This is a genomic window from Actinomadura soli, from assembly GCF_005889715.1.
Lineage (GTDB): Bacteria > Actinomycetota > Actinomycetes > Streptosporangiales > Streptosporangiaceae > Spirillospora > Spirillospora soli.
The window spans coordinates 1-25,464 of sequence record NZ_VCKW01000123.1; the positions used below are offsets into that span (position 1 = coordinate 1).

Sequence of the window (25,464 nt, forward strand, 5' to 3'; positions counted from 1 at the left end):
GCCCGGCCCCGTTGCCTCCTCAAGGGGGTCCGTTGCCCACGCCGCGCCGCGCCGCGTGGCTCAGGAGGCGGAGAACGGCACGGCGGCGGGGGTGGTGTCGGCCGGATCTCCGGTGGGGTGCGTCCAGAGCCCGCGGCGGTGCAGGATCGGCAGGACGCCCTCGCCGAACCAGTACGCCTCTTCCAGGTGCGGGTAGCCGGAGAGGATGAACTCGTCCAGTCCGAGTTCGGCGTATTCGGTGATGCGGTCGGCGACCTCTTCGTGGCTGCCGACCAGGGCCGTCCCGGCGCCGCCGCGCACCAGGCCCACGCCCGCCCACAGGTTCGGGGCGACCTCCAGTTCGCGCAGGCCCTTGGCGGCGCCGCCGTGCAGTTCGAGCATCCGGCGCTGGCCCTCGGACTCGCTGCGGCGCAGGTTCGCCTGCACCTTTTCGATCGCCTCGTCCGATACCCCGGCCAGCAGCCGCCCGGCCTGGGCCCAGGCTTCCTCGGCGCTGTCGCGCGAGATCACGTGCAGGCGGATGCCGAACCGTATCCGGCGTCCCCGCTCGGCGGCCAGTTCCCGGATCCAGGCGATCTTCGAGGCGACGGCGGCGAGCGGTTCTCCCCAGGTGAGGTAGACGTCGGCGTGCCGGGCCGCGACCCGTCCGGCGTCGGGGGAGGAGCCGCCGAAGTAGACCGGCGGGACCGGGTCGGGGACGCGGCCGAGCAGGGCCTCCTCGACCTGGACGTGCGCGCCGTGGAAGTCGACCTTCTCGCCCTTCCACAGTGAGCGGACGACGTGCAGGAACTCGTCCGTACGCGCGTACCGTGCGGGCTTGTCGAGGAAGTCGCCGTAGGCGCGCTGCTCGTGCTGCTCGCCGCCGGTGACCACGTTCAGCAGCAGCCGTCCGCCCGAGTGCCACTGGTAGGTGGCGGCCATCTGCGCGGCCAGCGTCGGGCTGAGCAGCCCGGGACGGAAGGCCACCAGGAACTTCAGCCGCTCCGAGGATTCCACCAGCGGCGCGGTGGTGAGCCAGGCGTCCTCGCACCACGCCCCGGTCGGGGTCAGCGCGCCGACGAAGCCGATCTCCTCGGCCGCGCGCACCACCTGCCCGAGATAGCCCAAGGTCGCCGGGCGGTCGCCGCTCGCGGCGCCGGCCGGCAGGCCGTGCCCGCCGCCGACGATGTAGCGGCTGTCGCCGTAGGTGGGCAGGAACCAGTGGAAGGTCAAGGTCACGGGGGATTCCCTCTCCATTAGATGACGCCGTGGCGGGGCGGGGGCGTGCCGTTGAGGACGTGCCGGCCGATGTGCTGGACCTTCCAGCGGACGGGGTCGTGCAGGGTGTGCGTGCGGGCGTTGCGCCAGTACCTGTGGAGGTTGAGCTCGTCCAGGGCGGAGCGGGTGCCGGAGACCTCGAACAGTGCGTTGGTGAGCTCGACCGCGGCCCGGTCCGCATAGGTCTTGGCGGCGGCCACGGCGATGGAGGCCCGCGCCGCGTTCTCGTCGGTGAGGTCGTGCCGGGCGTGCTCGACGGCGCGTCCGGCCTCGGCGAGCAGGGCGCGGGCGGCGCGCTCGGTGACGGCCAGCTCCCCGAACCGCTGGACGAGCAGCGGGTCGCCGCCGGGCGTGTCGGCGCCGCTCTCGAACCAGGGGCGGCTCTGGGAGTTGACGAACCGCACCGCCTCGCGCAGCGCGCCCGACGCGATGCCGGCGTCGATCGCCGTGTGCAGCAGTTGCGCCGTGGCCCCGTGCACCTGCGGACCGGTGAAGGTCAGATGATGCGGCACCACGTGGTCGGCCGGGACGCGCACGTCCCGAAGATGGACCGTGCCGCTGGCGGTGGTGCGCTGACCCATGCCGTTCCAGTCGTCCACCACCTCCAGGCCCTCGGCGTCCCGGGGGACGTAGGCCACATGCAGGCGGTCCTCGCCGTCCCGCGCGAGTTGTGCCAGGACGGGAACCCAGTGCGCGAACAACGCACCGGTGCTGTAGTACTTGGTGCCGGTCAGCACGAACCCGCCCGTCCCGTCCGGGACGAGTCGGGTCGTGTACTCCTGGACGTGCCTGGTGCCCCGCTCGGACTGCGCGTTGCCGAACCGCTTGCCCGCCAGCGCCTCGCCGAAGAAGAACTTCTGCTGTTCCGGCGTCCCCTGCTGGGCCAGGACGCGCAGGTAAACGACATGGCTCTGCGGGATCTGCGCGATGTTGGGATCGCCCGCGGCCAGTGACCAGAACACCTCGGCCAGCGTATCGGCCCGCACATCCGCCCCTCCGTAGCGCGCCGGAACGGTGATCGCCAGGAGCCCGCTCGCCGACAGCCGCTCCAGCTCGGCCTCCGGGAGGATGCGATGGGCGTCGCGCTCGGCCGCGCGCTCGGCGAACTCCGCCCCCAGCTCGGCGGCCGTTTCCAGCGCCGCCTCGTCACTCCGGATCACCGCGGCGGGCATGATCGTCCCCTCCGGTCCGGTCGGTGGCGGGTCATGCGGCTCCTTTATCCTAGTTAATAGGTCGATTATAGGGGAAATAGGCTTTGGCTGACGATGGCCCCACTCGCCGTGATCCCTGGGGCCCTGGCACCAGCGCGGATCCGCTGCCCGGCGGTGCCAGGCGCGTGATCGGCCCAACTCTCAAGATCGCCGGAGCGGGTCCCTGCGCGCCGGGGGCGAACCGGAGTCGGCGGTGGAGCGTTCCGTGATCGGGACGTCCGCCAGGTCACGGAACGTGCCACCGTGGAAGACCAGGGGCGGGACGCCGGCCTGGGCGTCGAGGTCGTTGACGCGGAAGACCACGATGTCGTGGTCGCCGGAGCGGAACTGCCGCTCGATGGAGCAGTCGTACCAGGCGGCCGCGCCCTCGATGTGCACGCATCCGTCCGGGGTGGCGCGCCAGCCGACGCCGGCGAACCGGTCCGCGGCGCGGGAACCGAGCCGCCGCCCGACGTGCGCCTGGTGGGCGGCCAGCACGCTGATCCCGATCCGGGGGAGTCCGCGCAGCAGCGGCCAGGTCGTCGAGGTGTGCGCGACGCACACCGACACCATCGGCGGATCCAGGGACACCGGGACGAACGAGCTGGCGGCGAGGCCGGCGGGGCTCCCGCCTGCCAGTCCCGCGACCACCGTCACCCCGGTCGGGTACGCACCGTAGACACGGCGCAGGTCGACGCCGACTGCGGTCATGTCGATCACTCCTTCGGCAGGGAGGGCAGGGACGAACCGGTTCGGCCGCCGACCGAACCGGCTGGGGCGGAGGTCAGCGACAGAGCGAGAACTCGGGCGCGCGCCGGTTCAAGGTCCAGTCGTCGACGTCCCGCGCCTTGTGGACCTGGCTGAGCGCGCAGCGAACCTCAGATTCTCGATATTTCCGACAAACATAGTTAAGATTGTCGGATGTCGCCCGTCCCAGGTCAATGTGGTCTTCCTGACGGGGTGATAGGCCGAACCTTGCAGGCACGCTCACGGGGGAGCCATGCGTATCGAGCAGTTGGAGTGCGTCGCGGCCGTCACCCGCCTGGGGTCGATGCGCCGGGCCAGCGAGGCCCTGCACATGTCACAGCCGGCCGCTGATCACCGAGGGCCCGGACGTCCTCCTCGTCGCCCAGCACTCCCGCACCCGCCACCCGCCCGCCCAGGTCGGCCGCCTCCTCGACCTGCTCAAGGCCCACGCAGCGCGGCTCCCGAGGTGACGATCGAAGAGACCGTTAAGCCCGCACGTGCGCCACGAGGAATGCCGTGGTGGGCCGCCCGCATTCCGACTGATCTCTATCAGTCGCATGAGAAAGCGGTCGGTCGGCACGACGCGCCCTAGGAGAGGGCCTCGTCCGGGGCGGCCGGGACGCGCAGGAGGGTCAGGAGGCGGCGGCGCAGGGTGGCGAAGCCGGGGGTGTCCACGGCCCGGGGGTGGTCCAGGTCGACGTCGATCGACTCGATGATGTGGCCGTCGTCCAAGACCAGGAGGCGGTCGGACAGCAGGATCGCCTCGTCCACGTCATGGGTCACCAGGAGCGCCGCGAACTCGTGGACGGCGCGAAGGCGGCTGAAGAGGGCCTGCATCTTCAGCCGGTTGAGGGCGTCCAGGGCGCCGAACGGCTCGTCCAGCAGGAGCAGTTCGGGCTGGCGGATCAGGGCGCGGGCGATCGCGACCCGCTGGGACTGCCCGCCGGACAGTTCGGCGGGCCAGGCGTCGCCGCGGTCGGCCAGGCCGACCTCGGCGAGTGCGGCGGCGGTTCGGGACGCGGCGTTCTTGGTGCGGACGCCCAGCGTCACGTTCGCCGCCACCCGTTTCCACGGAAGGAGGCGGTGCTCCTGGAACACCACGGCGCGCGAGGCGGGCACCGACACGTTCCCGGACGCCTCGCCGTCGAGCCCGGCCAGGATGCGCAGCAGCGTGCTCTTACCCGAGCCGCTGGCGCCGAGCAGCGCGACCACTTCGCCGCGGTCGATGGCCAGGTCGACCCCGTCCAGGACGACCGTGCCGCCGAACGAGCGGCGCACGCGGGCGGCCTCGACTAGGCGGCTTGCAGTCCGCGTCGCCATGTCAGCAGCCTCCTCTCTCCCATCCGCAGGGCCAGGTCCGACAGCAGGCCGAGCAGCGCGTACACCAGCAGGCCCAGCACCACGACCTCGGTCTGGGAGAACTCGCGCGCTTCCATCATCATGAAGCCGAGCCCGCTCTGCCCGTTGACCTGCTCGCCGACGACCAGGCTCAGCCACCCGGCGGCGAACGCCAGCCGCAGCCCGAGGAACAGCGAGGGCATCGCCCCGGGCAGCACCACATGCCTGACGCGTTCCGACCAGGTCAGCCCGCAGGTGCGGGCGGCCTCGACCAGCCGCTCGTCGATGTCGCGGATGCCGGCGTAGGTGTTGAGGTAGATCGGGAAGAACGCGCCCAGCGCCACCAGCGTGACCTTCAGCGACTCCCCGATGCCCAGCCAGATGATCAGTAGCGGGACCAGCCCGAGGTGCGGCAGCATCCGGGCCGCCTGGACGGTCGGGTCGACCAGGTCATCGCCGGCGCGCAGCAGCCCCGCGACCGAGCCGAGGACCAGTGCGAGCGTGCCGCCGATCAGCAGCCCGAGCACCGCCCGTTGCAGCGAGTCGAGCAGGGAGGTGCCGAGCGTGCCGTCCCGGGACAGCCGCCACGCCGCCTCCAGCACCGCGCTGGGCGGGGGCAGCTTGTCCGGGGCGAGGACGCCCGCGCGTGCCGTCCCCTCCCAGACCGCCAGCAGCATGATCGGCGTGGTCAGCCGCCGGACCCGGAGGCTCACTTGAAGATCCCCGAGTACCGCTCGTCCACCCGCGCTTTCATGTCGACCTTGCCGGGGATCAGCTCCAGCCCGGTGAACCCGTCCGCGATCTTCTGCAGCTCGGCGCCGACCGCGGCGTCCACGGGGGCGAGCGGCTGCGCGCTGCGGGCCAGCGCCCGCTGGGTGGTGTTCTCGGGGATCTTCAGCTCCGGCGCCAGGATCCTCGCGCGTTCCGCCGGGTTGGCGATCCCCCAGTCGGTGGACTGCCGGTACTGCTGCAGGAACGCTTTGATCTGCTCGGGCTTCTCCTCCAGCGCCTCGGGCGAGACCAGGACGTACTCGCGGTTGTTGGCCAGCCCGCTCGCGTCCGCGAGGATCTTCACCCCGGGCCGCTCGGCCAGCGCGAAGTACGGATCCCAGATGACCCAGGCGTCGATCTGGTCGTTGTCGAACGCGGGCCGTCCCTCGGCCGGCTTGAGATACCTGACCTGGACGTCCTTGGTCGTCATCCCGTTGGACTCCAGCAGCCGGAGCAGCAGCCAGTGCACATTGGAGCCCTTGTTGAGCCCGATCGTCCTGCCCTTGAGGTCCTTGAACGACCGGAACCCCTTGCTCTCCTTCACCAGCACCGCCTCACCCTTGGGGACGGGCGCCGAGGTGCCGATGATCTTGAAGTCGACGCGTCCGGCCGCCGCGAAGATCGGCGGCGCCTCGCCGACCTGGCCGATGTCGATCGATCCGGCCTTGAGCGCCTCGGTGAGCGCCGGGCCGCTCTCGAACAGCGACCAGCTCGTGCCCTGCGGTGCCGCGTTCCGCGCCTTGAGCAGGCTGAGCCCGCCGAACCGCTGGTAGCCGACGCGCAGCGCCCCGCCGGACGCGCCGGCCTCCTGCTCACCCCCGCACGCGGTGAGCGTTCCCGATCCGAGCAGCAGGAAGAGTCCCGTGAGGGCGGCGATGATGCGGCGCATGTGTCCAAGCTCCTTGCCAGGTCGAAATCAGCAAGAGCATATAGGACAAAACCGACCAGTTGACTAGGTTATTCGCCGGTGAACCGCCGCCGGTCACCTCTCCGCGGTGCACCATTCCTCGGTGACATCGTGGAGGTCCCGCGCTGAGAGCCTCATACGGGACGCGGGACGGCTCCCGGCGCAGGAGCCTTCCGACCACACGCCCGCCGGGACGCGAGCCTTCGGCTGGCCATCAACACTCGCTCATGCCGAGTTCAGGGTGCTTGCGGTGGCGCGGACGTGATTTCGGTCGTCCCGATGAGTTTTGTGCGGATCCGTGGTCGATACGGCTGGACACCGACAGCGGTGGGGCCGCGCTGGGACATTCCAGCGCGGGAGGAAGCACATGGAGGCAGTGATGAGCGTCGACGACTCCCAGCAGGAGATCCGGACTGGCGAGCAGGGGACGCGGGTGAGCGGTCCCACGGTGTTGGTGACGGGGGCGAGCATCGCGGGACCGGCGCTGGCCCACTGGCTGCGCCGGCGGGGCGCCGAGGTGACCGTGGTGGAGCAGGCTCCTGAGCTGCGTCCCGGCGGGCAGGCGGTGGACGCGCGCGGGGTCGCCAGGGAGGTCATCGGGCGCATGGGGCTGGACGCTGCGGTGCGCGCGGCGTGCACCGACACCGCCGGCGCCCACACCGTGGACGCGGACGGGCAAGTCCTGGAGACCTTCCGTGCCGACGACGACGGTGGCGACGGGTTCATCGCGGACATCGAGATCCTGCGCGGGGATCTGTCCCAGGTGCTCTACGACGACACCCGCGACGGCGTCGAGTACGTCTTCGGCGACCGAATCGCGAAGCTCGCCCAGGACGCGGACGGGGTCGACGTGGTCTTCGCGGGCGGCAACCGGCGGCGCTTCGACCTGGTGGTCGGGGCCGACGGGTTGCACTCGGCGCTGCGAGCGATGGTCTTCGGGCCGCATGAGCGGTTCCTCCGCCACCTCGGGCACGTGCTGGCCTTCTACAGTGTGCCCAACGAGTTCGGGCTGGACCGCTGGCTGCTCGAGCACCAGGACCAGGAGTCCGGACGCTCTGCCCTCCTGCGGCCCTTCCAGGACGCCACCCGTGCGATGGCCATGTTCTACTTCGCCTCGTCCGACTTCGACGTCGACTACCGTGACGTCGCGGCCCAGAAGGTCCTGCTGCGTGAGCGGATGGCGGGCCTGGGCTGGTTGGCCCCGGACATCCTCGCGCACCTGGACGACACCCCGGACTTCTACCTCGACCAGGTCGCCCAGGTGGTGATGGACCGCTGGTCGAGTGGACGGGTGGGGCTGCTCGGGGACGCGGCGTTCAGCTCCTCGCCGATGTCGGGGCAGGGCACCGGGCTGGCGCTGGTCGGCGCCTACGTGCTGGCCGGGGAGCTGGCCGCCGCCGGATGGGACCCCGACGCCGGGTTCGCCCGCTACGAGGCGCGGATGCGCCCGTTCGTCGAGGCCAACCAGGAGATCGGCCGGTTGAACGCCCGCACCCGCGAGGTCCCCGGGCCAGACGCCGAGCCGCTCCCCGATTTCGCCGGCGAATGGTTCGCCGACCTGGTCGGGCGCGCGATCAACGGCATCGAACTCCCCGACTACGCCGGGGTGCCCGACTCCGCAGCCCCGACCGGATCACCGATCACCTCCTCGGCCAAGCCGTAGGTGGCACTGATGACGACATGTCCGCAGACCAGGATCGCAAATCCCAGGGGTGAAATGGGGTGCCCCTGATGGTGCCGGCGACCAACGGGGGCGATGGCCGCCGGCGCGGCCGACACCGCGATGACGGCGATGGTGGTCCTGCCGAATCGAGGCTGCTCGTCGGACGCCAGGTGACCATGGGGCCTGGATCGTGCCGGTAGGTGTGTTCAGGGGGTGGCTGGTTTGCGGGCGGTGAGCAGGCGGGTCGGGACCCACGGACTGCCCCACCACGCGCGCCAGCCGAGGCCGCGCACGCGGATGTCCTGGGCGTTCAGCCGGGCCAGCACCGCGGCGTACTCGCGGGGGGTCCGCGCCAGGTCGGCGATCAGCAGGCGGCCGCCCGGCCGCAGCACCCGGTACGCCTCGGCGATCGCTTGGGCGCGGGCGTCCGCGCCGAAGATGGTGTGCACCGTCAGGCTGGACACGACCAGGTCGAAGCTTGCCTCCGCGTACGGGAGTCTGCGCAGGTCACCCCCTTGCACGTGAACGCGGTCGGCGACGCCTTCGGCGCGGGCGTTGCGCAGGGTCGCCGCCGGGGTGTTGCCGGACTGGTCCCGTCCGCGCCACAGGTCCACGCCTACCGCCCGGCCCTGCGGGAGGTGCCGGGCGGCGGCTAACAGGACGGCGCCGCGTCCGCAGCCGAGGTCGAGCAGCCGTTCGTCGCCACGCAGGTCCAGCTCGTCCAGCACGTCCCGCCAGACCAGGAACTTGCCGCGCAGCGTGGCGTGCAGGCTCAGGGCCAGGCATCCCGCCAGCAGGGTGCCGGAGACCAGCGCGGGCAGCGCGGCGGCCAGATCGGCGGTGACCGCCATCACCAGCCCGGTCACCCAGAACCCCAGCACGACCAGGCCCACGAAGCCGAACCCGTAGGGCGCATCCATCCCGTACCGCGCGCCAGGCATCCCGCCACTCTGCCACGAACCGGCCGCTCGGGGCGATTGCGCGTCAGTGGTCCATGCGAGGGCGTGCTGGCCCCCACGCTCGGACAACACATGGCTCAGCTTCTCTGGGCAGCGCTCCCTACTCAATCCGGTGGCTAGCCTGCGCTCCTGTCCCGCTGAGAAATCATTCCCCTACCTTTAGGCGCACAACAGTTCCACTCGTCCGCAGTACGGATGCTGTCAACTGAGCCGGGCGTGCTCGTCGCCAATGTGCGGATTCCCCGTCTGGACGCAACGGGGCCGGGTTCGTCGCTGGTAGGACACGCCCGCTATCGCCAGGGACCATCCGTACCCGGCGAACCCGATTGCGGCGGAGCAGCCGAGGAGGTACTCGGCGGGTGAGCCGTCCATGTCCAGCACGCCGGTGAACTGGAGGAGGAGGTAGATACAGGCGCCCGTCCCGTAGGACGCGAGGGTGGGCGCGATCAGCCAGACCGGCGTTATGGGCAGGAGGCGCGGCACGCGCCTGCCGGACAGCCACCGCGTCCAGCGCGGGAAGATCATTCCCCATTCGCGCACCAGTCCTTGAAGCAGGAATTCGGCGGGGAGCGCGGTGCCGAGGACGAAGGCGGGGATGAACAGGTCGCCAGGGGCCGCCAGGTCGCCGCCGCGAAACGGTGGTGTGTCGGCGAAACGCAGCAGGTGGCACGTGTAGTAGGGGACGACGGCCAGGCCGCCGAGGCGGGCGATGCGGTGGATGCGGCGGGACGCCGGAGGTGCGGGACGCGCGACCGCCGCCACCGATCCCGGCGGGTGGGCCGCGCGGCCGCACCGTGGGCAGGTGTTCCGCGTGCGATGCCGCCACGACAAGGCCGTCGCGAGGAACAAGGCCGCCACGGCGGCGAAGCCGAGCCGCTGGCCGAATCCGTCCCAGTCCGGGTGGCCTTCGCGGTCGCGCACGGTGCCGTCCACGACCAGTTCGATGAGGTTGAGCAGCACGAACACGCTGCCCGCCAGCGCGAGCGCCACCGTCGTCCACAGCCCGGCCGACACCACCGACGGCGGTAGCCTCCGGCCCCACTCACGCACCGTCGTCAGGGCCAGGCCCGCCGCCATGACGAGCACGGTCGCGGCCGTCCAGCCCAGGTACGGGACGCCGTACAGCGTCCTGCCGCCCATGCTGATCGCGAGCAGGACACCGCCGTACAGCAAGGCCCATCCACCGGCGGCATAACCCGCCCATGACGGCCACCGCCGCCACCAACGGAGCGAATCCGGCAGAGGATCGGACGCGGGCAGGATGTTCACGCGTGACCTCCAGGATGCGTTCGTCCCCGTCAGCCTCCCCCGCCGCCCGATCCCGCGACTCGCCCGTAGGTATCCGACGCCTCACCCGTACGGGGGACTGCGTTCAAAAGCCCGGTGGCACGCCGGGCACAAGCCGGTTGTACGTGATTGGACGTCGGGGAGGTCTTTGCGCGGCACCGGTTCGCTGTTCGGTCCTTGCTCTCCCACCACCTGGCGCCGACCGGGGACCGCTGGCAGAGCCTCCGGGCATGGGGCGGGAACGATCGCGGTGAGGGGCGGCGCGAGTGACCATGACCCCTGTCTCGCGTCTACTTGTCGCACTTCCGTCGATCTCCCCAGGTGCGTTCAGGGCGGGGGCGCCTTGGCCGCCTTGTGCGGGTACCAGGTTTTTCGGGTGGGATGAGCCGTAGTGCGGTCGCGGCTGTGATCATGCATGTGCCGATGGCGATTCCCATGGTGATCGGAGTGCCGGCGGCGGGATGGGTCGTGGCGATCGCGCCGAGCAGCGCGACCCCGATCACTCCACCTGTCTGCCGAGCCGTGTTCAGGGCGCTCGACCCCATGTTCTTGTGCTGGTCGGGTGCGAAGGTCATCACCGTGAGTGTCTGAGCAGGTGCGGACAGCCCCATTCCGGCGGAGAATATGCAGAAGCCGACCGCGACGAGCGGATACGGTGCGGAGGCGGCGGTGAGAAAGGCCAGCCCCGTCGCCGAGAGGGTCATTCCGGTGGCCAGGCCCGCGCGTGGTCCGAATGCGGTGATGAAGCGGGCACCGAGAAAGATCGCGGCGAGTGTGGCGGCGACGGTCAAGGGAAGAAAGGCCATTCCGGTCTGGAATGCCGAGTAACCGCGGGACTGTTGGAAGCCGAGCGTGTAAACGATCAGCATCCCGTAGAGGGTGAAGTTGTACGTCGCACCGCCGAGCAGACCCGCGAGGACGGGACGGGCGGCGATGAGAGCCGGCGGAAGCAGAACTTCCCGTCCCCGTCGTGACCAGCGGAACTGGGTTGCGATGAAAACGACAAGGGCGGCGCAGCCGCCGATGAGCGCCGTCAGCACGGCCGGGTCGAGCCAGCCTGCGACGCTCGACTCCACCAGTGCCCACACGGTGGCGGCGAGGCCGCCGACCACGATGACCTGGCCGCCGATGTCGAAGGCCACGCGTCGCAACGGGACCTCGCTCACGTTGCGTATGACGAGCCATCCGGCGACGGCGGCCACGGGGATATTGAGCAGGAAGATGCTGCGCCACCCGATGGTGTCGACCAGCAGCCCGCCAACGAACGGGCCGATCATGAATCCGGCACCGCCCACGCTCACCCATGTCGCGATCGCCCTGGTGCGTTCGGCGGTCGCCGTGAAGGTGCGGGTGATCAGTGTCAGTGGTGCCGGGGCCAGGAGCGCCGCGCCCAGCCCCTGGCACGCGCGGCCGAGGATGAGCGGCCCTGTGGCGGGGGCCAGACTGCAGACGATCGAGGCGGCGGTGAACAAGCCCAATCCGACCACGTAGGCACGTCGGGCCCCGATCCGATCCCCCAGCCGGCCGGCGGACAGCAGCAGTGCGGCGAACACGAGCGTGTAGGCGTCGATGATCCATAGCGCACCGGCAGGGCCCGCGCGAAGGTCGGCCCGGATCGCCGGCATCGCGACGTTGACCACGTTCGCTTCCATGATGATCAGCGCGGTGCCCAGGCACAGGCCGGTCAGACCGAGTGCCCGACCAGTGGCGAAGGCGGAACCGCGTGGCGGGGCTTGTTCTTGGGCGGCATCGGACGACACGGTCGCTCCTGGATGTGGGAACTTCGCCCGGGAAGGCGATGACGGCCGCGGGAAGGCGCCCGTTCGGGTCAGGGGCGGGCGCTCGCCCGCAGAAGCGACAGCACCCCTCGTACGGCGCGGTCGAAGGGTGCGACGGCTTGCGCCGCGCGGGCGAGCGCGTAACCGCCCTGGATTACGGCTGCGATCGTGGAAGCGATCTCGTCGGTGTCCAGGTCGTCGGCGAACTCACCCGCGGCCACGCCTTCGGCGATCGTGCGCCGGAGGTTCTCGTGCAGTACCTCGAAGGTCTCGCGGACCGGTGCGCGCAGCTTCTCGTCCGCCATGATGTCCGGGTCGGCCGTGAGCCGGCCGACGCTGCAACCGCGCAGCACATCGCGTTCGCGCCCCAGATATCCCGAGATCCGTTCGAACGCGGTGCCCTTCACGGCGAACGCGTCCACGATCTGCTGCTGCATCAATTCCGCACTGCGCTGCTCCGCCGCCAGCGCCAGGTCGGGCTTGCCGGCGAAGTGGTGGTACATGCTGCCCTGACCGACACCGGAGCGCGACAGGATCGCGGTCGGGCTGGTGCCGACGTACCCGCGCTCCCACAACAGTTCACGCGTGCCCTCGATCAGACGGTCACGAGCGTCCGGTTTCATCATGCCTCCAAGCGTGCGGTGCGGTGTTCGCGCGGCCGAACCCTCCGGCCGTAATTCACAGCTCCGGATGCCGCAGGTGCCAGTCGGTTTCGCGTTGGTAGGCGTCGCCGAGCCGGATCAGCAGTTCCTCGTCGAACGCGCGGCCGGCGAACTGGAACCCCAGCGGCATACCATCCTCGCCGAAGCCACCCGGCAGGGTGATCGTCGGGTTGCCGGACATATCGAACGGAGTGACGAAGCGCAGGAAATCGGTCAAGGCTTCGGCGTCGGCGTACAGCGAGTCCTTCTGCGCGAGCGTGAGACTCGTGGTCGGCTGCACCGGAACCAGCAGGACGTCCACGTCGCGCATGGTGTGCGTCAGCCCGCTGGTGAACGCGAGCCGCTGATGGTGTGCGCGCATCAGTTCGGTCCCAGACACCGTGTGACCCAGCGCGATGAGTCCGGCGATCGAGCCGGGCGTGTCCACCGGGTTGTATTCCGACGCACGCGAGGGGAAGGTCTCGTGGTGCGCGAGCGCGGTCTCGACGCCGGCATAGCGTGGCCACAGGGCGTTGATGGCGGTGGCGCCGGCAAGGGTGACCTCCACGATCGTCACGCCCATATGGCGCAGGACGGCCACGACCTCGTCGAGCATCCGGATGGTCTCCGAGTCGACGCCTGTCTCGTTGTAGGAGCGGTCCACACCGACTCGCAGGTCACCGACGGACGCGTCAAGACCGGCCAGATAGTCGGGCACCGGCACGGCCTGCGCCGTCGGATCACGCGGATCCGCCCCGGCGATCGCACCGAGGATCGCTCCCGCGTCGGCCGCCGAGCGCGCCATCGGACCGACATGGTCGAGGCTGGCGGCGAGTGCGAAGACGCCATGCCTGCTCACCCGGCCCCATGTCGGTTTGATACCGGTGACGCCATTAGCCGCCGAAGGGTACCGGATCGACCCGCCGGTGTCGGTACCCAGGGCGCCGAATCCGAGACCGGCCGCAACCGCGACGCCCGAACCACTCGACGAGGCACCTGACCAGTAGCCGGGGTTCCACGGGTTCCGCGGCGGCGTGACCGACGAATGGTGTTCGGCGAATGCGCCCTCGGTGAGTTGCAGCTTGCCGAGCAGGATCGCACCCGCCTCCGCCAGACGCTGGACCACCGTCGAATCGTACGAGGGCACATGGTCGGAGTGGATCGTGGAGCCTGCCGCGGTGACGACACCGGCGGTGAAGATATTGTCCTTCACCGCGATCGGCACACCGTGCAGGGGCCCTCGATAGCGCCCCGCCTGCATGTCGGCCTCCGCGGTCCTGGCCTGGGTGATGGCGGTATCCGCCGTCACTGTGGCGTAACCGCCCACCGTCGGATCGATCTGTTCGATCCGCGCCAGCAGCGCCTCGGTCAGTTCGACCGGCGTGAGTTCGCGGTCGCGTATCCGTGCCGCGACTTCCAGCAAGCCCGCGTAGTGCACCTCGGAGTCGCCGGATACTGCCGGGCCGGCGGGAGGTTCGTTGGTGGCATGGCTCGTCGTCATGAGAGGAAGATACATACTAGTATGTATGTCGTCAATGTGCGGCCGTGATGTGCTGCGGGGACGGTGCGCGTGATCGGCGTGCTTGGGCGTGCGCCGTCCATCCAGGCGGGACGGTAGCGTTCGGGACGTGATCCGAGTGCTGGTCGCCGACGACGAGGCGATGATGCGGGCCGGGGTCCGGGCCCTCCTGGCGGGCGCGCCGGACATCGAGGTGGTCGCCGAGGCCGGGAACGGGCGGGAGGCCCTCGAACTGGCCCGCGCGCACCGGCCGGACGTCGTCCTGCTGGACATCCGGATGCCGGTGCTGGACGGCCTCGCCGCGGCGGCGGAGTTCCGCCGGGCGCTGCCCGAGGTCGCAGTGGCGATGCTCACCACGTTCTCCGAGGACGAGTACATCGCCGGGGCGCTGGACTGCGGGGTGAGCGGCTTCCTGCTGAAGTCCGGCGACCCGCGGGAGCTGGTGATGGCGGTGCGGGCCGCCTATGGCGGCGCCTCGTACCTGTCGCCGGAGGTCGCGCACTGGGTGATCCAGCAGGTCAGCGGCGTCCGGGTGGGACGGCAGGCGGCGGCCAGGCAGCGCCTCCGGGCGCTCACGCCGCGGGAGCGGGAGGTGCTCGCCCTGGTGGGGACCGGACTGTCCAACACGGAGATCGCCGCGCGGCTGTTCCTGGTGGAGGGCACGGTCAAGACGCACGTCAGCGCCCTGCTGAGCAGGTTGGGCGTGAAGAACCGCGTCCGGGCGGCGCTGCTGGCATACGAGGCGGGCCTGGTGGACGCCGAGGACTAGCGCTCCCCGGGGCGGCGGGGCCGGCCCGGGGAGCGCGCGTCCGCCGCTCGCGTCACTCGGTCCTGATCGCGGCGAGTATGTCGAGCCGCGCCGCGCGCCGGGCCGGCCACACCGCCGCCGTGACGCCGACCAGCGCGGCGGCCCCGACGACCAGGACGAGCCGCCCCCAAGGCAGCACCAACGTCCAGGAGTCGAAGCCCAGAGAGGCGACCAGTTCCCCGAGCGCCCAGCCGAGGAAGGCGCCGAGCAGGACGCCGAGCACCCCGCCGAGCAGCGAGATCGCCACCGCCTCCAGGCGGATCATCCGCCGGACCTCGGCGCGGTCCAGGCCGACCGCGCGGAGCAGGCCGATCTCCCGCGCGCGTTCGTGCACGGACATCGCCAGGGTGTTGACCACGCCGAGCACCGCGATGACAACGGCGAGGACGAGCATCCCGTACAGGACGTTCAGCACGAGCCCGACCGTGCCCGTGATGCCGCCGACGACCTCGTCCTTGTTCTCGACCTTGATCGCTGGGCTGTCGCCGAGCGTCCGCCGGAGGGCCGCCTCGGCCCGCTCACTCGGGCCGCCCTCGGTCTTCACCATGATCTGGTTGTCGGTGACGCGGTTGAGGTGCGGATCCATCACGGAGATGTCCGTCTTGACGCCGCCGTCGAGGCGGTTGACGTAGATGCCGGTGAGCTTCAGCGAGCTTCGGAAGCCGTCCGGCCAGGTGACCTGGATGGTGTCGCCAAGCTTCCAGCCGTTGGAGTCGGCGGTCTTCCTGTCGACCACGGCGGTGTTCCCCGGGGCGAAGGAGCCCTCGGCGAAGTGCATGTCGAGGAGCCGGTCGATGTCGGACGCGCGGAACCCGACCACGGTCGGCTCGGCCCCCTTGACCTGCGCGGGGACCTCCCGTCGCGGGGACGTGGCGGTGACCTCGCCCAGCCTGCGCAGCGCGGCCTCGGTACCGGCGGTGAGCGGTCCGTCGTTGGCCATGGTGATCTGGTAGTCGGCCCGCCAGTTGGACGCGGCCAGCTCCTTGACCGTCCTGTTCGCGCTCGCGCCGATCACGCTCAGGCAGGCGACCAGGGCGAGCCCGATGGTCAGCGCGGACGCGGTGGCGGCGGTGCGGCGCGGGTCGCGGACGGCGTTCTGCCCGGCGAGCCGTCCGGCCGTCCCGAAGCGGCGCAGCGCGGGTCCCGCGGCGGCGATCACCGGGCGGGACAGCAGCGGCGTCAGAACCAGCACGCCGACCATCAGCAGCACGGCGCCGAGCCCCAGCGCGATCCGTCCGCCCGGAATGGCGCTCGCGGCGGCGGCGAGGACGGCCCCGATGGCGGCGAGCACGGCGCCGACGGTGTTGCGCACCGCCAGCGAGCGCGCGCCGGGCGGTGCGTGCACGGCGCTCAGCGCGGCGACCGGCGGGATCTTCGCGGCGCGGCGGGCGGGCGCCCAGGCGGCGAGCACGGTGACGCCAACGCCGAGCGCGGGCGCGGCGGCGACCGGCGCGGCCCCGACGACCAGCGGCCCGTCCGGCAGGTTCGCACCGGCGGCGGACAGCACCGCGCGCACCACGGCGGCGACGCCGACACCGCAGGCCAGCCCGGCCGCACCGGCCACCAGCCCGACCAGTCCGGCCTCGGCCAGCACCGCCCGGACCACCTGGCCGCGCGTCGCCCCGACCGCGCGCAGCAGAGCGAGCTCCCTGGTACGCCTGTCGATGAGCATGGTGAACGTGTTGACGATCAAGAAGACGCCGACGAACAGCGCGATCCCCGCGCAGCCGAGGAGCACCTGTGCGAGCTGCCTGAAACTTGTCGTGTTCTCGTCCGCCTGCTCGTCGGTGAGTTCGGCCGCGGTGACGGCTTCGACGCCGTGCGGGACGAGCTTCGCGGCCTCCCGCTTGAGCCGCTCGGGCGTGGTGCCCGGGGCGGCCGTGAGGTCGATTTGGTTGTAGTGGCCGGGCGCGGCGAACAGCCGCTGGGCGGTCGCGGTGTCGAAGAGGGTGAGGGTGCCGCCGGCGGCGACGTTCCCGTCGTCGGTACGGAAGAGCCCGGTGACCTTCCCGACCAGGACGGGCCCGGACACAGACAGCCGGACGCTGTCGCCGACGCGATAACCGGTGCGCTCAGCGGTCTTGACATCAAGCGCGACCTCACCCGCGGCCACAGGCCCCCGCCCCTCGACCATCGAAAACCCGGGTCCGCCGTCGACGGAGGCTCCGTTGCCGGGGGCGCCGCTGCCATGTGCGGGGCGTCCGTGACCAGGGCTGCTGTAGCCGACGCCGCGTGTCTTCCAGCCTTGGCCGACCAGTTTGCCGTGTCTGTCCGCCAGCGCGGCGAAGCCGGAGACGGTGCCGGTGGCGCGCTGCGCGCCGGGCAGGGCCGCGGCCCGGCGCAGCAAGAGCTCGTCCAGGAGGCGGCGCGTGTCGTGGCCGCCCGCGTTGGTGGCGGACCGCAACTGGACGTCGAGGTCGGTGAAGCTCTTCTCGGAGCTCCTGGTGTAGGCGCCCGAGAGGGTGCCGGTGAAGACCAGGGTGCCGGAGACGAAGGCGGTGCCGAGGAGCACGGCGAGCATCGTCATCGCCAGCCGGGCCTTGTGGGCCAGCGCGTTGCGCCACGCGGTGCGGATCATCGGCTCAGCTCACCGTCCCGGGGGAGTCGAGGGCCTTCACCCGGTCCAGGACCCGGTCGGCGGTGGGTTCGTGCAGCTCACCCGCGACGCGCCCGTCGGCGAGGAAGACGACCCGGTCGGCGTACGAGGCCGCGACCGGGTCGTGGGTGACCATGACAACGGTCTGCCCGAGGTCGCGCACCGAGTCGCGCAGGAAGCCCAGCACCTCCGCGCCGGCTCGCGAGTCGAGGTTGCCGGTGGGCTCGTCCGCGAAGATGATCGCCGGTCTGCCGGCCAGCGCGCGGGCCAGCGCGACCCGCTGCTGCTGGCCGCCGGACAGTTCGCCCGGCCGGTGCCCGAGCCGCCGGGCCAGGCCCAGCGTGGTGACGATCCGCTCGACCCAGCCCGGGTCGGGGCGGCGGCCGGCGATGTCCAGGGGCAGGGTGATGTTCTCGGACGCGGTGAGGGTCGGCAGCAGGTTGAAGGCCTGGAAGACGAAACCGATCCGGTCGCGGCGGAGCCGGGTGAGGCGTCTGTCGTCCAGCCCGGTCAGCTCCACTTCTTCGATGCGGGACGAGCCGGCGGAGATGCTGTCCAGGCCCGCCATGCAGTGCATCAGCGTGGACTTCCCGGAGCCGGACGGCCCCATGATCGCGGTGAACCGGCCGCGGCCGAACGCCACGGTCACCCGGTCCAGCGCCACCACCTCCGTCTCGCCCTGCCCGTAGACCTTGGTCAGGTCCTCGGCCCGGGCGGCGACCGCGTCCGCCGCGCCGCCCTCCGACGTCTCAGGGATCGTTTCGCTCATGCCGTCGAACGTAGGAAGCCGAGCCAGGACGGGGCCTCGCCCGATCGGCACAGTGCGCATCTGACTTTCGACAGAGGTCTCCGGCGGCCTGCCGGACGTAGCGTGACGACATGGAGTACGCGAGACGGTTCCCGGGCGGTGCGCGGGCCGCCGATCTGCTGCTGTGCCTCGCGATCACCGCCCCGCTGCTCCTGCCGGACCACGACGGTTTCGCGCCGACCGGCCTGCCGCTCGGCTGGATGCGGATCGCGGCCGCGCCGCTGCTGGCGCTCGCCGTGCTGATCTCCCGCCGCCGTCCGGTGGCGGCGGCCGCCGTCCCGGCCGCGCTGGGCTTGGCGGCCTCGCCCGAACTGCACACGGCGGTCGGTTTCGCGGTCGCGCAGGTGACGCTCGCCTTCCTGCTCGGCCACCGGGCCGCCGACCGGCCCCCGGCGCTGTGGCTCTTCGCCGGGGTGCTCGGGGCGGGCGGCCTGGCGCTGCTCGCGGCGCCTGACGCGGACTTCGAGGACGGCGGCACGCTCGTCGCCAACGTGCTGCTGGTGTTCGTGCTGCCCTGGCTCGCCGGTCAGGGAATGCGGCAGCGCGCCGAACTCGACCGCGCCGGCTGGCAGCTCGCCGAACGGCTGGAAAGGGAACGGCATCTGGTCGTCCACCAGGCGCGGCTGCGCGAACGCGCGCGCATCGCCACTGACATGCACGACTCCCTCGGCCATGACCTGGCCCTGATCGCGGTCCGCGCGGGCGGCCTGAAGGTGGCCGCCGACACCTCCCCTCAAGGAAGGGAGGCCGCCGAGGAATTGCGGCGGTCCGCGGCAGCGGCCGCCCGCCGCCTGCACGAGGTAATCCAGGTATTGCGCGAGGGCGACGAAACAGCGCCGCTGCGTCCGGCCGGGGAATCAGTGGCCGTACTGGTGCACAACGCGAAAGCCTCCGGGATACCCGTAACGCTGGACGACCTCCTCAGCGACGGCGACGCATTGCCGCCGATGACGGAACGGGCGATTTTCCGGGTCGTCCAAGAGGCACTGACCAACGCCGCCAAACACGCCGAGGGCGCGCCCATCACGGTGACGATGTCCCGGGACGGCAGGAACGCGGTCGTCACCGTCACCAACGACGCGCCCGCCGTAGGCACGACACCGCCCGTCCCGCCGCAGAACGCGAACGGCCACGGCCTCATCGGCCTGGACGAACGCGTCCGCCAGGCCGGTGGCACCCTGCACGCCCACCCCACCGCGAAGGGGTTCACCGTCACCGCCCACCTGCCCCTGTCCGCAGGCGCGCCCGCGACCCCGCCACGCGCCGCCTCCACCACCCGCGAACACGCCGCGACGACGCGCCGCACCGCACGCCGCAGAGCGCTGCACACCATCGGGCTGCCCACGGCCGGTATCACCGTGCTTCTGCTCTTCATGGCGCTCAACGATCATGGCACTGATAGCAGCTTGCTTGAGAAACACAAGTACAACGAGCTGCGCATCGGCGAATCGCAACAGGTGGTGGAAGACCGCCTTCCGGCGCGACAGCTTCGTCCAGAACACCGCCCCGCCCGCCCGAACGGCGCCGACGAATGCCGCTACTACGGCACGGACCCCGACTCATTCACCCCCGCTTACCAACTGTGCTTTACGGCCGGACGCCTGTCCCACAAAGACAAGGTCGTGCTGTCCCGCGTTGGGTGAAGCCCTTTGAATCCAGCGCGGCCATGGCGGGAGGGGAGCATCGTGGCAGTTGCTCCTGGTAGGACCGTTCTGATTCGGGTGTACAACAGAAAAGCTCACCACTGTGCAGTTCGGGCTGTTGGGCTGGTGACGGTGGGCGAGTTGCTCACGCACTGGCTCGCCACCCGTACCGGCGCGGCGTCCTTCATCAGTGGGTACGCGAGCCACGTCCGTCTCTACCTGGCCCCTACCTGGGCACGGTGGTGCTGGCCGAACTATCGGTCGCGCACCTGCCGGCGGTGTTCGCGAGCACCGCCCCCCACCATCAAGCACGAGAACGCCGCTGACGCCGGCCACACTGAACCGTATCCGGGCGACGCTGCGGACCACACTCAACGCCCCCATCCATCGAGGGCTGATCAGCGACAATCCCGCGGCCCGGGTCGAGTTGCCGACGGCCCGGCGCCCGCGAGGGTCGTGTGGACCGCGGCACGTGTGCGGCACTTGCAGGGTTATCGGGCGGTCGCCGTGGAGCGGGCGCGATGAGCGTCCACCGCCTTGCCTTGGTGAGGTGGGGGCTCGTCAGTCGGGCTGCTTGCCCCCGTTCTCGGCGTTCGGGGAGCCGGGGATCAGGGACGCGTAGACGATGATGTTGTCGTCGTAGTGGCCCCGCTCGCGGTCGAAGTTGCCGCCGCAGGTGACGAGACGCAGTTCCGGCCCGCCTTCGTCTCCGTAGACGCTCTCGGTCGGAAACCTGTCCTTGGAGACGCGCTTGACGCCGTCGACGCGGAAGACCGCTGCCGTGCCGTCCTTGCGGACGACCTCGATCCGGCGTCCCTGGCGCAGCGCGCCCAAACTGTAGAAGACACCCGGCTCCTTCTTGGAGTCGACATGGCCGACCAGGACGCTGCGACCGTTCTCGCCCGGCGTCGGCCCGGCCCGGTACCAGCCGACCTCGTCGACGCGGCTTAGCGGTGGTACCCCAAGCGCCCCGTCGGGCTGGACGTCGACCGGGACGACCGGTGCGTCGACCTTGATGGACGGAATCCTGATCTGTTTCGGGACGGATGCGGGAAGTGCCTGCTCCGGGTTCGGGGCCGGGGCCTTGGGCATGTCCGCGACCGACGCGGGCGGTTGCGGTGGTGCGTCCAGGCCGGTCGGCCGGAACCCGACGACGCACAGGGCGATGCCCGTCGAGGTGATCACGGCGGCCAGCCAGTACCGCAGATGGACCGATCGGCTGCTTGGCTTTGCCTCGCTCATGGGCTCAGCCGAGACCTTTTGTACTGCTGCGGACCCGCCGCCCTGAACCCGGCAGCACCAAAGGAATTCTCACGTTCAACGTAAACTATCCTCCTTAATAGGGGGCCGACAATTCATCTATCTCGAATGCGGCGGAATATCACCGATCCGGGAGGCGGAAGGAGACGGCGGCCGGTTGCCACCTTGGGTGACCGGCCGGCCGCCGAACGGTCCGCTCCGCACCTCAGGCGACGTTCCTCGCCTGGCGGCGCCGCGCGGAGATCGCGATACCCGCGCCAAGGACGAGCGCGCCGATGCCGGCACCGGCCAGCATCGGGTTCGCCGCCACGGAGGTGCCGCCGCCACCGGCGGAGACGCCGCCGACTGGCTTGATCCGCTTCAGGTACTTTGCGAAGACCCAGCCATGGCGCTGCTCCACCGGCACGTCCCCGCGCAGCTCGACCCAGCCGTCGTGGCTCGTCTTGCAGTCCGCGTTGAGGTGCGTGCCGAACTTCAGCGCCGGCGGGATCACCTTGCCTCGCGGCGTCTGGTGAACCCTGAGCCCGTCCCGCGCGGTGACCTCGTAACGGCAGATGCTGCTGACAGTGGGCTTCTCCGGCGATGCGGTGGTCGTCGCCGCCAGGGCGGTGGCACCGCCGCTCAGCAGGGTCAGGCTGCCCGCCGCCCCGGCCGCCGCGACCGCCATGCCGGTACGCGCACTACTCCTCATTTTTTCTCCCTCGAACAAGTGATCTCGGCGTTTGCCGGAGGTTTCCGGCATCGCCTTTCTTGATCACGCTGCCCGGAGGGATGCCACACATGTCACTCTGGTCGCAAATACTGGGAATAGTGATCGCTAGGCATGGTGAAAGCCCCACCCAGGCGGATCTCGAATCGATAAACCGATCATGTAGGGCAACGGCGACATTTCTGGCGCTCCAGCCGTACTTGGGGATTTCGGTCTGATTGAAGCCGGAATGCTCTATCCGCGTGCGGCGACCTGCATGCCTTTCGGGTGCTGCTGGGGCGGCCACCGGACACGCGCCCGAGGAGATCATCGGGCTGTGAGAATCCGATATCGAGTTCACCGACTCAGGAGTGCGGCTACGGCGGGTCAAGCGTCGCGCGCACCTGGTGCGGCATCGCAGCTTTCCCGATCGGGAGATCGCTGCTCTTGCCGAGGTCGGTGGCCGGCTGGACACCTCCGGCCTCATCCGCCGCTTGCTGGCCGTCACCGCCCGGGCTCGGCAGGACGCGGCGTTGCCGGACGCGCCGCCGTTCTTGCAGACGTCGGTGCGCTCCGCCTACCGGTGTCTCGGCCATGGTGTCGGCGCATCTGGCCAGTGCCGCCTTCGTCGATGCCGAGCCGGTGCTGCAGTCGCACCCGCTGGTGCCGGGCTTCGCGGTCCCAAGGTTTGGTGAGACGGCGGACAGCACAGATGTACGGGCAACAGATGCCTCGCCCGACCGCCCGACCACAGGAGCCGGGCGAGGCGATTCCAAGACGGTGCGGTGACCCGATGCAGGGAACGCTCCTGCTGCTCCTATCGGGCCCCGAGGGTCGTAGCTCGTCGCCGCTTGACACAGGAGAGGTGGTAGCTGGACAGGCCCGGCAACCGCGGGGACAGAATCTCTCAGGGGTAGACGTACAACGCGTCGTAGACGTCCATGCCGATGAAGTGCAGGACGCCGCGGTAGTCGGGCCAGTGTCCGTGGGCGATGCCGTAGTCGCCGTCCATGCTGCAGACATCGCAGCCGAAGTAGCCGTCGGCGATCTTGTAAAAACCCTTCGGCATCAACGGCAGGGTCAGACATCTGGACGGTTCCGAGGGCGGACCCGCCGCGTCGGCGGAGGTCGGCGGCGCCGACAGCGCGACGACGGCCATGAGGACGGCGCCGGACATGAGAACGTCCTGCGTCCTTGACGTCATTCCAGCGGGTCGTGGCCCCAGTTCATCAATGAGTAGCGCCACTTGGTCTCCGTGACGTCGCCGGAAGGCCGCTGCGCGAGATGGCGATGGACGTGGCCGACGACCTTTCTCATGTGCGCGTAGTCCCGTTCGCTCAGGTCCGAGCTCTTCGTGCGTAGAAGCTTGACGATCCTGCGGCCGGACGCATGGCCGGTCGATTCTCCGCCGCCGTCCTTCTGGCCGACCGACTGCGATTCTTCAGTCTCCAGCCAGCGCTCCAGTTCCTCGGGACCCATATTGACGACCCTGGCGAACTCGGCCGCCACCTCCTCGTCCCGCGCATCGAGATCTTTGGTCCTGTTCTTGCCCATGTGCCTCGCGGTACCCGCCCCCGAGACGGGTAGTCACCACAGAACACCTGGTCAACCCGGAGATGGACATGCCCGCAGAACCCGATCGACACGGCTTCGCCTTCCACCACCGCCCGCGGTCGCTGCTCGACGTCCGGGCCGACACGCGCCACGCCGAGGGCTCCGGGGGAGCGCGGCGAACTGGACGAGAGGGACACCGGCCAGGCGGCACGATCGGCTGCGAGGCGAGAGCCCCGGCAGAAACTCAACAGGCGGTGGACGCTAGCGCCGCAGAGGAACGGCTGTGCCTGGTGACCGGCGCCAGTGGCTACATCGGCGGCCGGCTCGTGCCGGAACTGCTGGACGCCGGCCACCGGGTGCGATGCATGGCCCGCTCGGCCCGGCGGCTGCGTGATCACCCCTGGGCCGGACGCGTGGAGATCGTGGAGGCCGATGCCACCGATTCCGCGGCGACCCGGCGCGCTTTGGACGGAGTGGACGTCGCCTACTACCTGATCCATGCGATCGGCGGCAAGGGCGGCTTCGCGGAGGCCGACCGCCGGGCGGCCCGCACCTTCGCCGGCGCGGCGCGGAAGGCGGAGATCGCACGCCTGGTCTATCTCGGCGGCATGAACCCCGAGGAGGAACTGTCCGCGCATCTACGGTCGCGTGCCGAGGTCGGCGAGATCATGCTCGGCAGCGGGGTCCCGGCGGTGTGGCTACGGGCCGCGGTGATCATCGGCTCGGGTTCGGCGTCGTTCGAGATGCTGCGCTACCTGACCGAGCGGCTGCCGGTGATGGTCACGCCGCGGTGGGTGCACACGCGCATCCAGCCGATCGCGATCCGGGACGTCCTGCACTACCTGGTGGCCGCCGCCGACCTGCCCGCGGACGTGAACCGCGGGTTCGACATCGGCGGCCCGGACATCCTCACCTACGCCGACATGATGCGACGCTGCGCCGCCGTGGCCGGGCTCAGGCACCGGATCATCGTGCCGGTTCCCGTCCTGAGCCCGTGGTTGTCGAGTCTGTGGGTGGGGGCCATCACGCCTGTTCCCGGCAGCCTCGCGCGTCCGCTGGTGGAGTCGCTGCGCAACGAGGTGGTGTGCGCCGAGAACGACATCGCCGAGTACCTGCCTCCGCCGCCTGAAGGGCCGGTCGGTTTCGAGCGCTCTGTGGCGCTGGCACTGCGCCGGGTCCGCGACGCCGACGTCGCGACACGGTGGTCGTCGGCGAGTACACCGGGCGCTCCCAGCGACCCGCTGCCGACCGATCCGGCCTGGGCGGGCGGCAGCCTCTACACCGACGAGCGAGCCTGCCGGACGGACGCGACGCCCGAGCGGTTGTGGGAGGTCATCGAAGGGATCGGCGGGGGACGCGGCTGGTATTCGTTCCCGATCGCCTGGCGCGTCCGCGGCGCCCTGGACCGGCTGGTGGGCGGGGTCGGGCTGCGGCGCGGCCGCCGGGACCCGCACCGGTTGCGCGTCGGGGAGACGGTGGACTTCTGGCGGGTGGAGGAGAACGAGGCGGGGCGGCTGCTGCGGTTGCGCGCGGAAATGCGGCTGCCCGGTCTGGCCTGGCTGGAGTTCGGCGTGCATCGGGACGGCCCCCGCACCGTCCTCGCGCAACGCGCGGTGTTCCACCCCAGGGGTCTGGCGGGGCACGCGTACTGGTGGGCGTTCCGGCCGTTCCACGACCGGATCTTCGGAGGGATGTGCCGGGGCATGGCCCGCGCAGCCGAGCAGGAGCGTACGGAAGGAACGGCTGACTCGCGCCGGGCGCCGTGACGCGTCGGAACGGCCGCCGGTTCCGCAGGCCACCCACCGGGGAACTCCGCCGCCCCGGTTCACCGCCGTCCTGGATCACTGGCTGCTCGGGATCATCATCAGCGTCACACGGTGCTGACGTGCCCCGAGTTACGTGGTGTCGGTCTACCGGAATCTCATGCCGGCTGTCGGGTGGGGTGGATCCTCTCGTACTCGATCGGGGTGAGCATCCCCAGGGCACTGTGACGCCGTCGGCGGTTGGTCGTTCTCTTTGGGCGGGTGTGGTGTGGGCGACTGGGTGCTAT

At 70.7% G+C, this 25,464-nt stretch carries 22 protein-coding genes; 5 read left to right on the top strand and 17 right to left on the bottom strand.

Annotated features, from left to right (window positions below; translation table 11 throughout):
• Positions 1-60 precede the first annotated feature (60 nt).
• The 3 genes from ETD83_RS22915 to ETD83_RS22925 all read right to left on the bottom strand — a co-directional run bounded on the left by ETD83_RS22915 (position 61) and on the right by ETD83_RS22925 (position 3,158).
• Positions 61-1,218 (bottom strand): LLM class flavin-dependent oxidoreductase, encoded by a 1,158-nt coding sequence (locus tag ETD83_RS22915; RefSeq protein ID WP_138647208.1) that lies wholly within the window; start codon positions 1,216-1,218, stop codon positions 61-63.
• A 17-nt stretch (positions 1,219-1,235) separates the two neighbouring features.
• The gene (locus tag ETD83_RS22920) at positions 1,236-2,429 is read right to left on the bottom strand and encodes an SfnB family sulfur acquisition oxidoreductase (protein ID WP_138647209.1); all 1,194 of its coding nucleotides are present in this window, start codon (positions 2,427-2,429) and stop codon (positions 1,236-1,238) included.
• A 180-nt stretch (positions 2,430-2,609) separates the two neighbouring features.
• Complete coding sequence (locus tag ETD83_RS22925; RefSeq protein WP_138647210.1) at positions 2,610-3,158, bottom strand: flavin reductase family protein; 549 nt, start codon at positions 3,156-3,158, stop codon at positions 2,610-2,612.
• 289 nt (positions 3,159-3,447) lie between these two features.
• Here ETD83_RS22925 and ETD83_RS46055 point away from each other — a divergent pair, with 289 nt between their 5' ends.
• Positions 3,448-3,786, top strand: a complete 339-nt coding sequence (locus tag ETD83_RS46055) for a LysR family transcriptional regulator (protein WP_205717821.1) — start codon at positions 3,448-3,450, stop codon at positions 3,784-3,786.
• On the opposite strand, the gene ETD83_RS22935 is transcribed toward ETD83_RS46055, so the two are convergent.
• The 3 genes from ETD83_RS22935 to ETD83_RS22945 are packed head-to-tail and all read right to left on the bottom strand — an operon-like array spanning position 3,783 to position 6,192.
• Positions 3,783-4,514, bottom strand: a complete 732-nt coding sequence (locus tag ETD83_RS22935) for an ABC transporter ATP-binding protein (RefSeq protein WP_138647211.1) — start codon at positions 4,512-4,514, stop codon at positions 3,783-3,785. The two genes, ETD83_RS46055 and ETD83_RS22935, sit on opposite strands and share 4 nt — an antisense overlap.
• Entirely contained in the window at positions 4,487-5,245 is a 759-nt protein-coding gene (locus ETD83_RS22940) for an ABC transporter permease (protein WP_205717822.1), read from the bottom strand. The genes ETD83_RS22935 and ETD83_RS22940 overlap by 28 nt, the downstream gene beginning before the upstream one ends.
• Positions 5,242-6,192, bottom strand: a complete 951-nt coding sequence (locus tag ETD83_RS22945; protein WP_138647212.1) for an aliphatic sulfonate ABC transporter substrate-binding protein — start codon at positions 6,190-6,192, stop codon at positions 5,242-5,244. The genes ETD83_RS22940 and ETD83_RS22945 overlap by 4 nt, the downstream gene beginning before the upstream one ends.
• 397 nt (positions 6,193-6,589) lie before the next feature.
• On the opposite strand from ETD83_RS22945, the gene ETD83_RS22950 reads away from it, so the two are divergent.
• Positions 6,590-7,873 carry an FAD-dependent monooxygenase gene (locus ETD83_RS22950; RefSeq protein WP_205717823.1) on the top strand — a complete coding sequence of 428 codons (1,284 nt, stop codon included), beginning with the start codon at positions 6,590-6,592 and terminating at the stop codon, positions 7,871-7,873.
• A 206-nt stretch (positions 7,874-8,079) separates the two neighbouring features.
• Here the strand turns inward: ETD83_RS22950 and ETD83_RS22955 are convergent, their stop codons facing one another.
• The 5 genes from ETD83_RS22955 to ETD83_RS22975 form a co-directional block, all read right to left on the bottom strand.
• The gene (locus ETD83_RS22955) at positions 8,080-8,814 is read right to left on the bottom strand and encodes a class I SAM-dependent methyltransferase (RefSeq protein ID WP_138647213.1); all 735 of its coding nucleotides are present in this window, start codon (positions 8,812-8,814) and stop codon (positions 8,080-8,082) included.
• A gap of 219 nt (positions 8,815-9,033) precedes the next feature.
• The gene (locus ETD83_RS22960; protein WP_138647214.1) at positions 9,034-10,005 is read right to left on the bottom strand and encodes a hypothetical protein; all 972 of its coding nucleotides are present in this window, start codon (positions 10,003-10,005) and stop codon (positions 9,034-9,036) included.
• Between the two features lie 404 nt (positions 10,006-10,409).
• On the bottom strand, positions 10,410-11,879 hold the full coding sequence (locus ETD83_RS22965) for an MFS transporter (protein WP_205717824.1): 1,470 nt from the start codon (positions 11,877-11,879) through the stop codon (positions 10,410-10,412).
• Positions 11,880-11,947: 68 nt separating this feature from the next.
• Positions 11,948-12,523: a TetR/AcrR family transcriptional regulator gene (locus ETD83_RS22970; RefSeq protein ID WP_171064383.1), complete on the bottom strand. Its 576-nt coding sequence runs from the start codon at positions 12,521-12,523 to the stop codon at positions 11,948-11,950.
• Between the two features lie 52 nt (positions 12,524-12,575).
• Positions 12,576-14,039: an amidase gene (locus ETD83_RS22975; protein WP_138647215.1), complete on the bottom strand. Its 1,464-nt coding sequence runs from the start codon at positions 14,037-14,039 to the stop codon at positions 12,576-12,578.
• A 127-nt stretch (positions 14,040-14,166) separates the two neighbouring features.
• Between ETD83_RS22975 and ETD83_RS22980 the strand changes: the two genes are divergently transcribed.
• Positions 14,167-14,826: a response regulator gene (locus ETD83_RS22980; protein ID WP_138647216.1), complete on the top strand. Its 660-nt coding sequence runs from the start codon at positions 14,167-14,169 to the stop codon at positions 14,824-14,826.
• A 52-nt stretch (positions 14,827-14,878) separates the two neighbouring features.
• On the opposite strand, the gene ETD83_RS22985 is transcribed toward ETD83_RS22980, so the two are convergent.
• Both ETD83_RS22985 and ETD83_RS22990 read right to left on the bottom strand, forming a co-directional pair.
• Positions 14,879-17,443, bottom strand: coding sequence for an ABC transporter permease (locus ETD83_RS22985; RefSeq protein ID WP_138647217.1), 2,565 nt, complete (start codon positions 17,441-17,443; stop codon positions 14,879-14,881).
• Between the two features lie 4 nt (positions 17,444-17,447).
• Positions 17,448-18,230, bottom strand: a complete 783-nt coding sequence (locus ETD83_RS22990; RefSeq protein ID WP_138647218.1) for an ABC transporter ATP-binding protein — start codon at positions 18,228-18,230, stop codon at positions 17,448-17,450.
• A 110-nt stretch (positions 18,231-18,340) separates the two neighbouring features.
• Between ETD83_RS22990 and ETD83_RS22995 the strand changes: the two genes are divergently transcribed.
• A complete protein-coding gene (locus tag ETD83_RS22995) occupies positions 18,341-19,912 on the top strand; it encodes a sensor histidine kinase (RefSeq protein WP_138647219.1) in 1,572 nt (523 codons plus the stop codon).
• A 561-nt stretch (positions 19,913-20,473) separates the two neighbouring features.
• Here the strand turns inward: ETD83_RS22995 and ETD83_RS23000 are convergent.
• The 4 genes from ETD83_RS23000 to ETD83_RS23015 form a co-directional block, all read right to left on the bottom strand.
• On the bottom strand, positions 20,474-21,154 hold the full coding sequence (locus ETD83_RS23000) for a class F sortase (RefSeq protein WP_138647220.1): 681 nt from the start codon (positions 21,152-21,154) through the stop codon (positions 20,474-20,476).
• A 223-nt stretch (positions 21,155-21,377) separates the two neighbouring features.
• Positions 21,378-21,914, bottom strand: coding sequence for a hypothetical protein (locus ETD83_RS23005; protein WP_138647221.1), 537 nt, complete (start codon positions 21,912-21,914; stop codon positions 21,378-21,380).
• A gap of 853 nt (positions 21,915-22,767) precedes the next feature.
• A complete protein-coding gene (locus ETD83_RS23010; protein ID WP_138647222.1) occupies positions 22,768-23,037 on the bottom strand; it encodes a hypothetical protein in 270 nt (89 codons plus the stop codon).
• A gap of 23 nt (positions 23,038-23,060) precedes the next feature.
• Entirely contained in the window at positions 23,061-23,414 is a 354-nt protein-coding gene (locus ETD83_RS23015; RefSeq protein WP_138647223.1) for a DUF3140 domain-containing protein, read from the bottom strand.
• Positions 23,415-23,704: 290 nt separating this feature from the next.
• On the opposite strand from ETD83_RS23015, the gene ETD83_RS23020 reads away from it, so the two are divergent.
• Entirely contained in the window at positions 23,705-25,180 is a 1,476-nt protein-coding gene (locus tag ETD83_RS23020; protein ID WP_230421107.1) for an SDR family oxidoreductase, read from the top strand.
• Positions 25,181-25,464 lie beyond the last annotated feature (284 nt).

What these genes read in the sequence shown, in the direction of transcription:
- ETD83_RS22920 (WP_138647209.1), bottom strand. Translation starts at nt 2,429, where the DNA reads ATGCCCGCCGCGGTGATCCGGAGTGACGAGGCGGCGCTGGAAACGGCC.
- ETD83_RS23015 (WP_138647223.1), bottom strand. Translation starts at nt 23,414, where the DNA reads ATGGGCAAGAACAGGACCAAAGATCTCGATGCGCGGGACGAGGAGGTG.
- ETD83_RS22975 (WP_138647215.1), bottom strand. Translation starts at nt 14,039, where the DNA reads ATGACGACGAGCCATGCCACCAACGAACCTCCCGCCGGCCCGGCAGTA.
- ETD83_RS22955 (WP_138647213.1), bottom strand. Translation starts at nt 8,814, where the DNA reads ATGCCTGGCGCGCGGTACGGGATGGATGCGCCCTACGGGTTCGGCTTC.
- ETD83_RS23005 (WP_138647221.1), bottom strand. Translation starts at nt 21,914, where the DNA reads ATGCCGGAAACCTCCGGCAAACGCCGAGATCACTTGTTCGAGGGAGAA.
- ETD83_RS22970 (WP_171064383.1), bottom strand. Translation starts at nt 12,523, where the DNA reads ATGATGAAACCGGACGCTCGTGACCGTCTGATCGAGGGCACGCGTGAA.
- ETD83_RS22985 (WP_138647217.1), bottom strand. Translation starts at nt 17,443, where the DNA reads ATGATCCGCACCGCGTGGCGCAACGCGCTGGCCCACAAGGCCCGGCTG.
- ETD83_RS46055 (WP_205717821.1), top strand. Translation starts at nt 3,448, where the DNA reads ATGCGTATCGAGCAGTTGGAGTGCGTCGCGGCCGTCACCCGCCTGGGG.
- ETD83_RS22990 (WP_138647218.1), bottom strand. Translation starts at nt 18,230, where the DNA reads ATGAGCGAAACGATCCCTGAGACGTCGGAGGGCGGCGCGGCGGACGCG.
- ETD83_RS22925 (WP_138647210.1), bottom strand. Translation starts at nt 3,158, where the DNA reads ATGACCGCAGTCGGCGTCGACCTGCGCCGTGTCTACGGTGCGTACCCG.
- ETD83_RS23000 (WP_138647220.1), bottom strand. Translation starts at nt 21,154, where the DNA reads ATGAGCGAGGCAAAGCCAAGCAGCCGATCGGTCCATCTGCGGTACTGG.
- ETD83_RS22935 (WP_138647211.1), bottom strand. Translation starts at nt 4,514, where the DNA reads ATGGCGACGCGGACTGCAAGCCGCCTAGTCGAGGCCGCCCGCGTGCGC.
- ETD83_RS23010 (WP_138647222.1), bottom strand. Translation starts at nt 23,037, where the DNA reads ATGTCCGGCGCCGTCCTCATGGCCGTCGTCGCGCTGTCGGCGCCGCCG.
- ETD83_RS22945 (WP_138647212.1), bottom strand. Translation starts at nt 6,192, where the DNA reads ATGCGCCGCATCATCGCCGCCCTCACGGGACTCTTCCTGCTGCTCGGA.
- ETD83_RS22995 (WP_138647219.1), top strand. Translation starts at nt 18,341, where the DNA reads ATGGAGTACGCGAGACGGTTCCCGGGCGGTGCGCGGGCCGCCGATCTG.
- ETD83_RS22950 (WP_205717823.1), top strand. Translation starts at nt 6,590, where the DNA reads ATGAGCGTCGACGACTCCCAGCAGGAGATCCGGACTGGCGAGCAGGGG.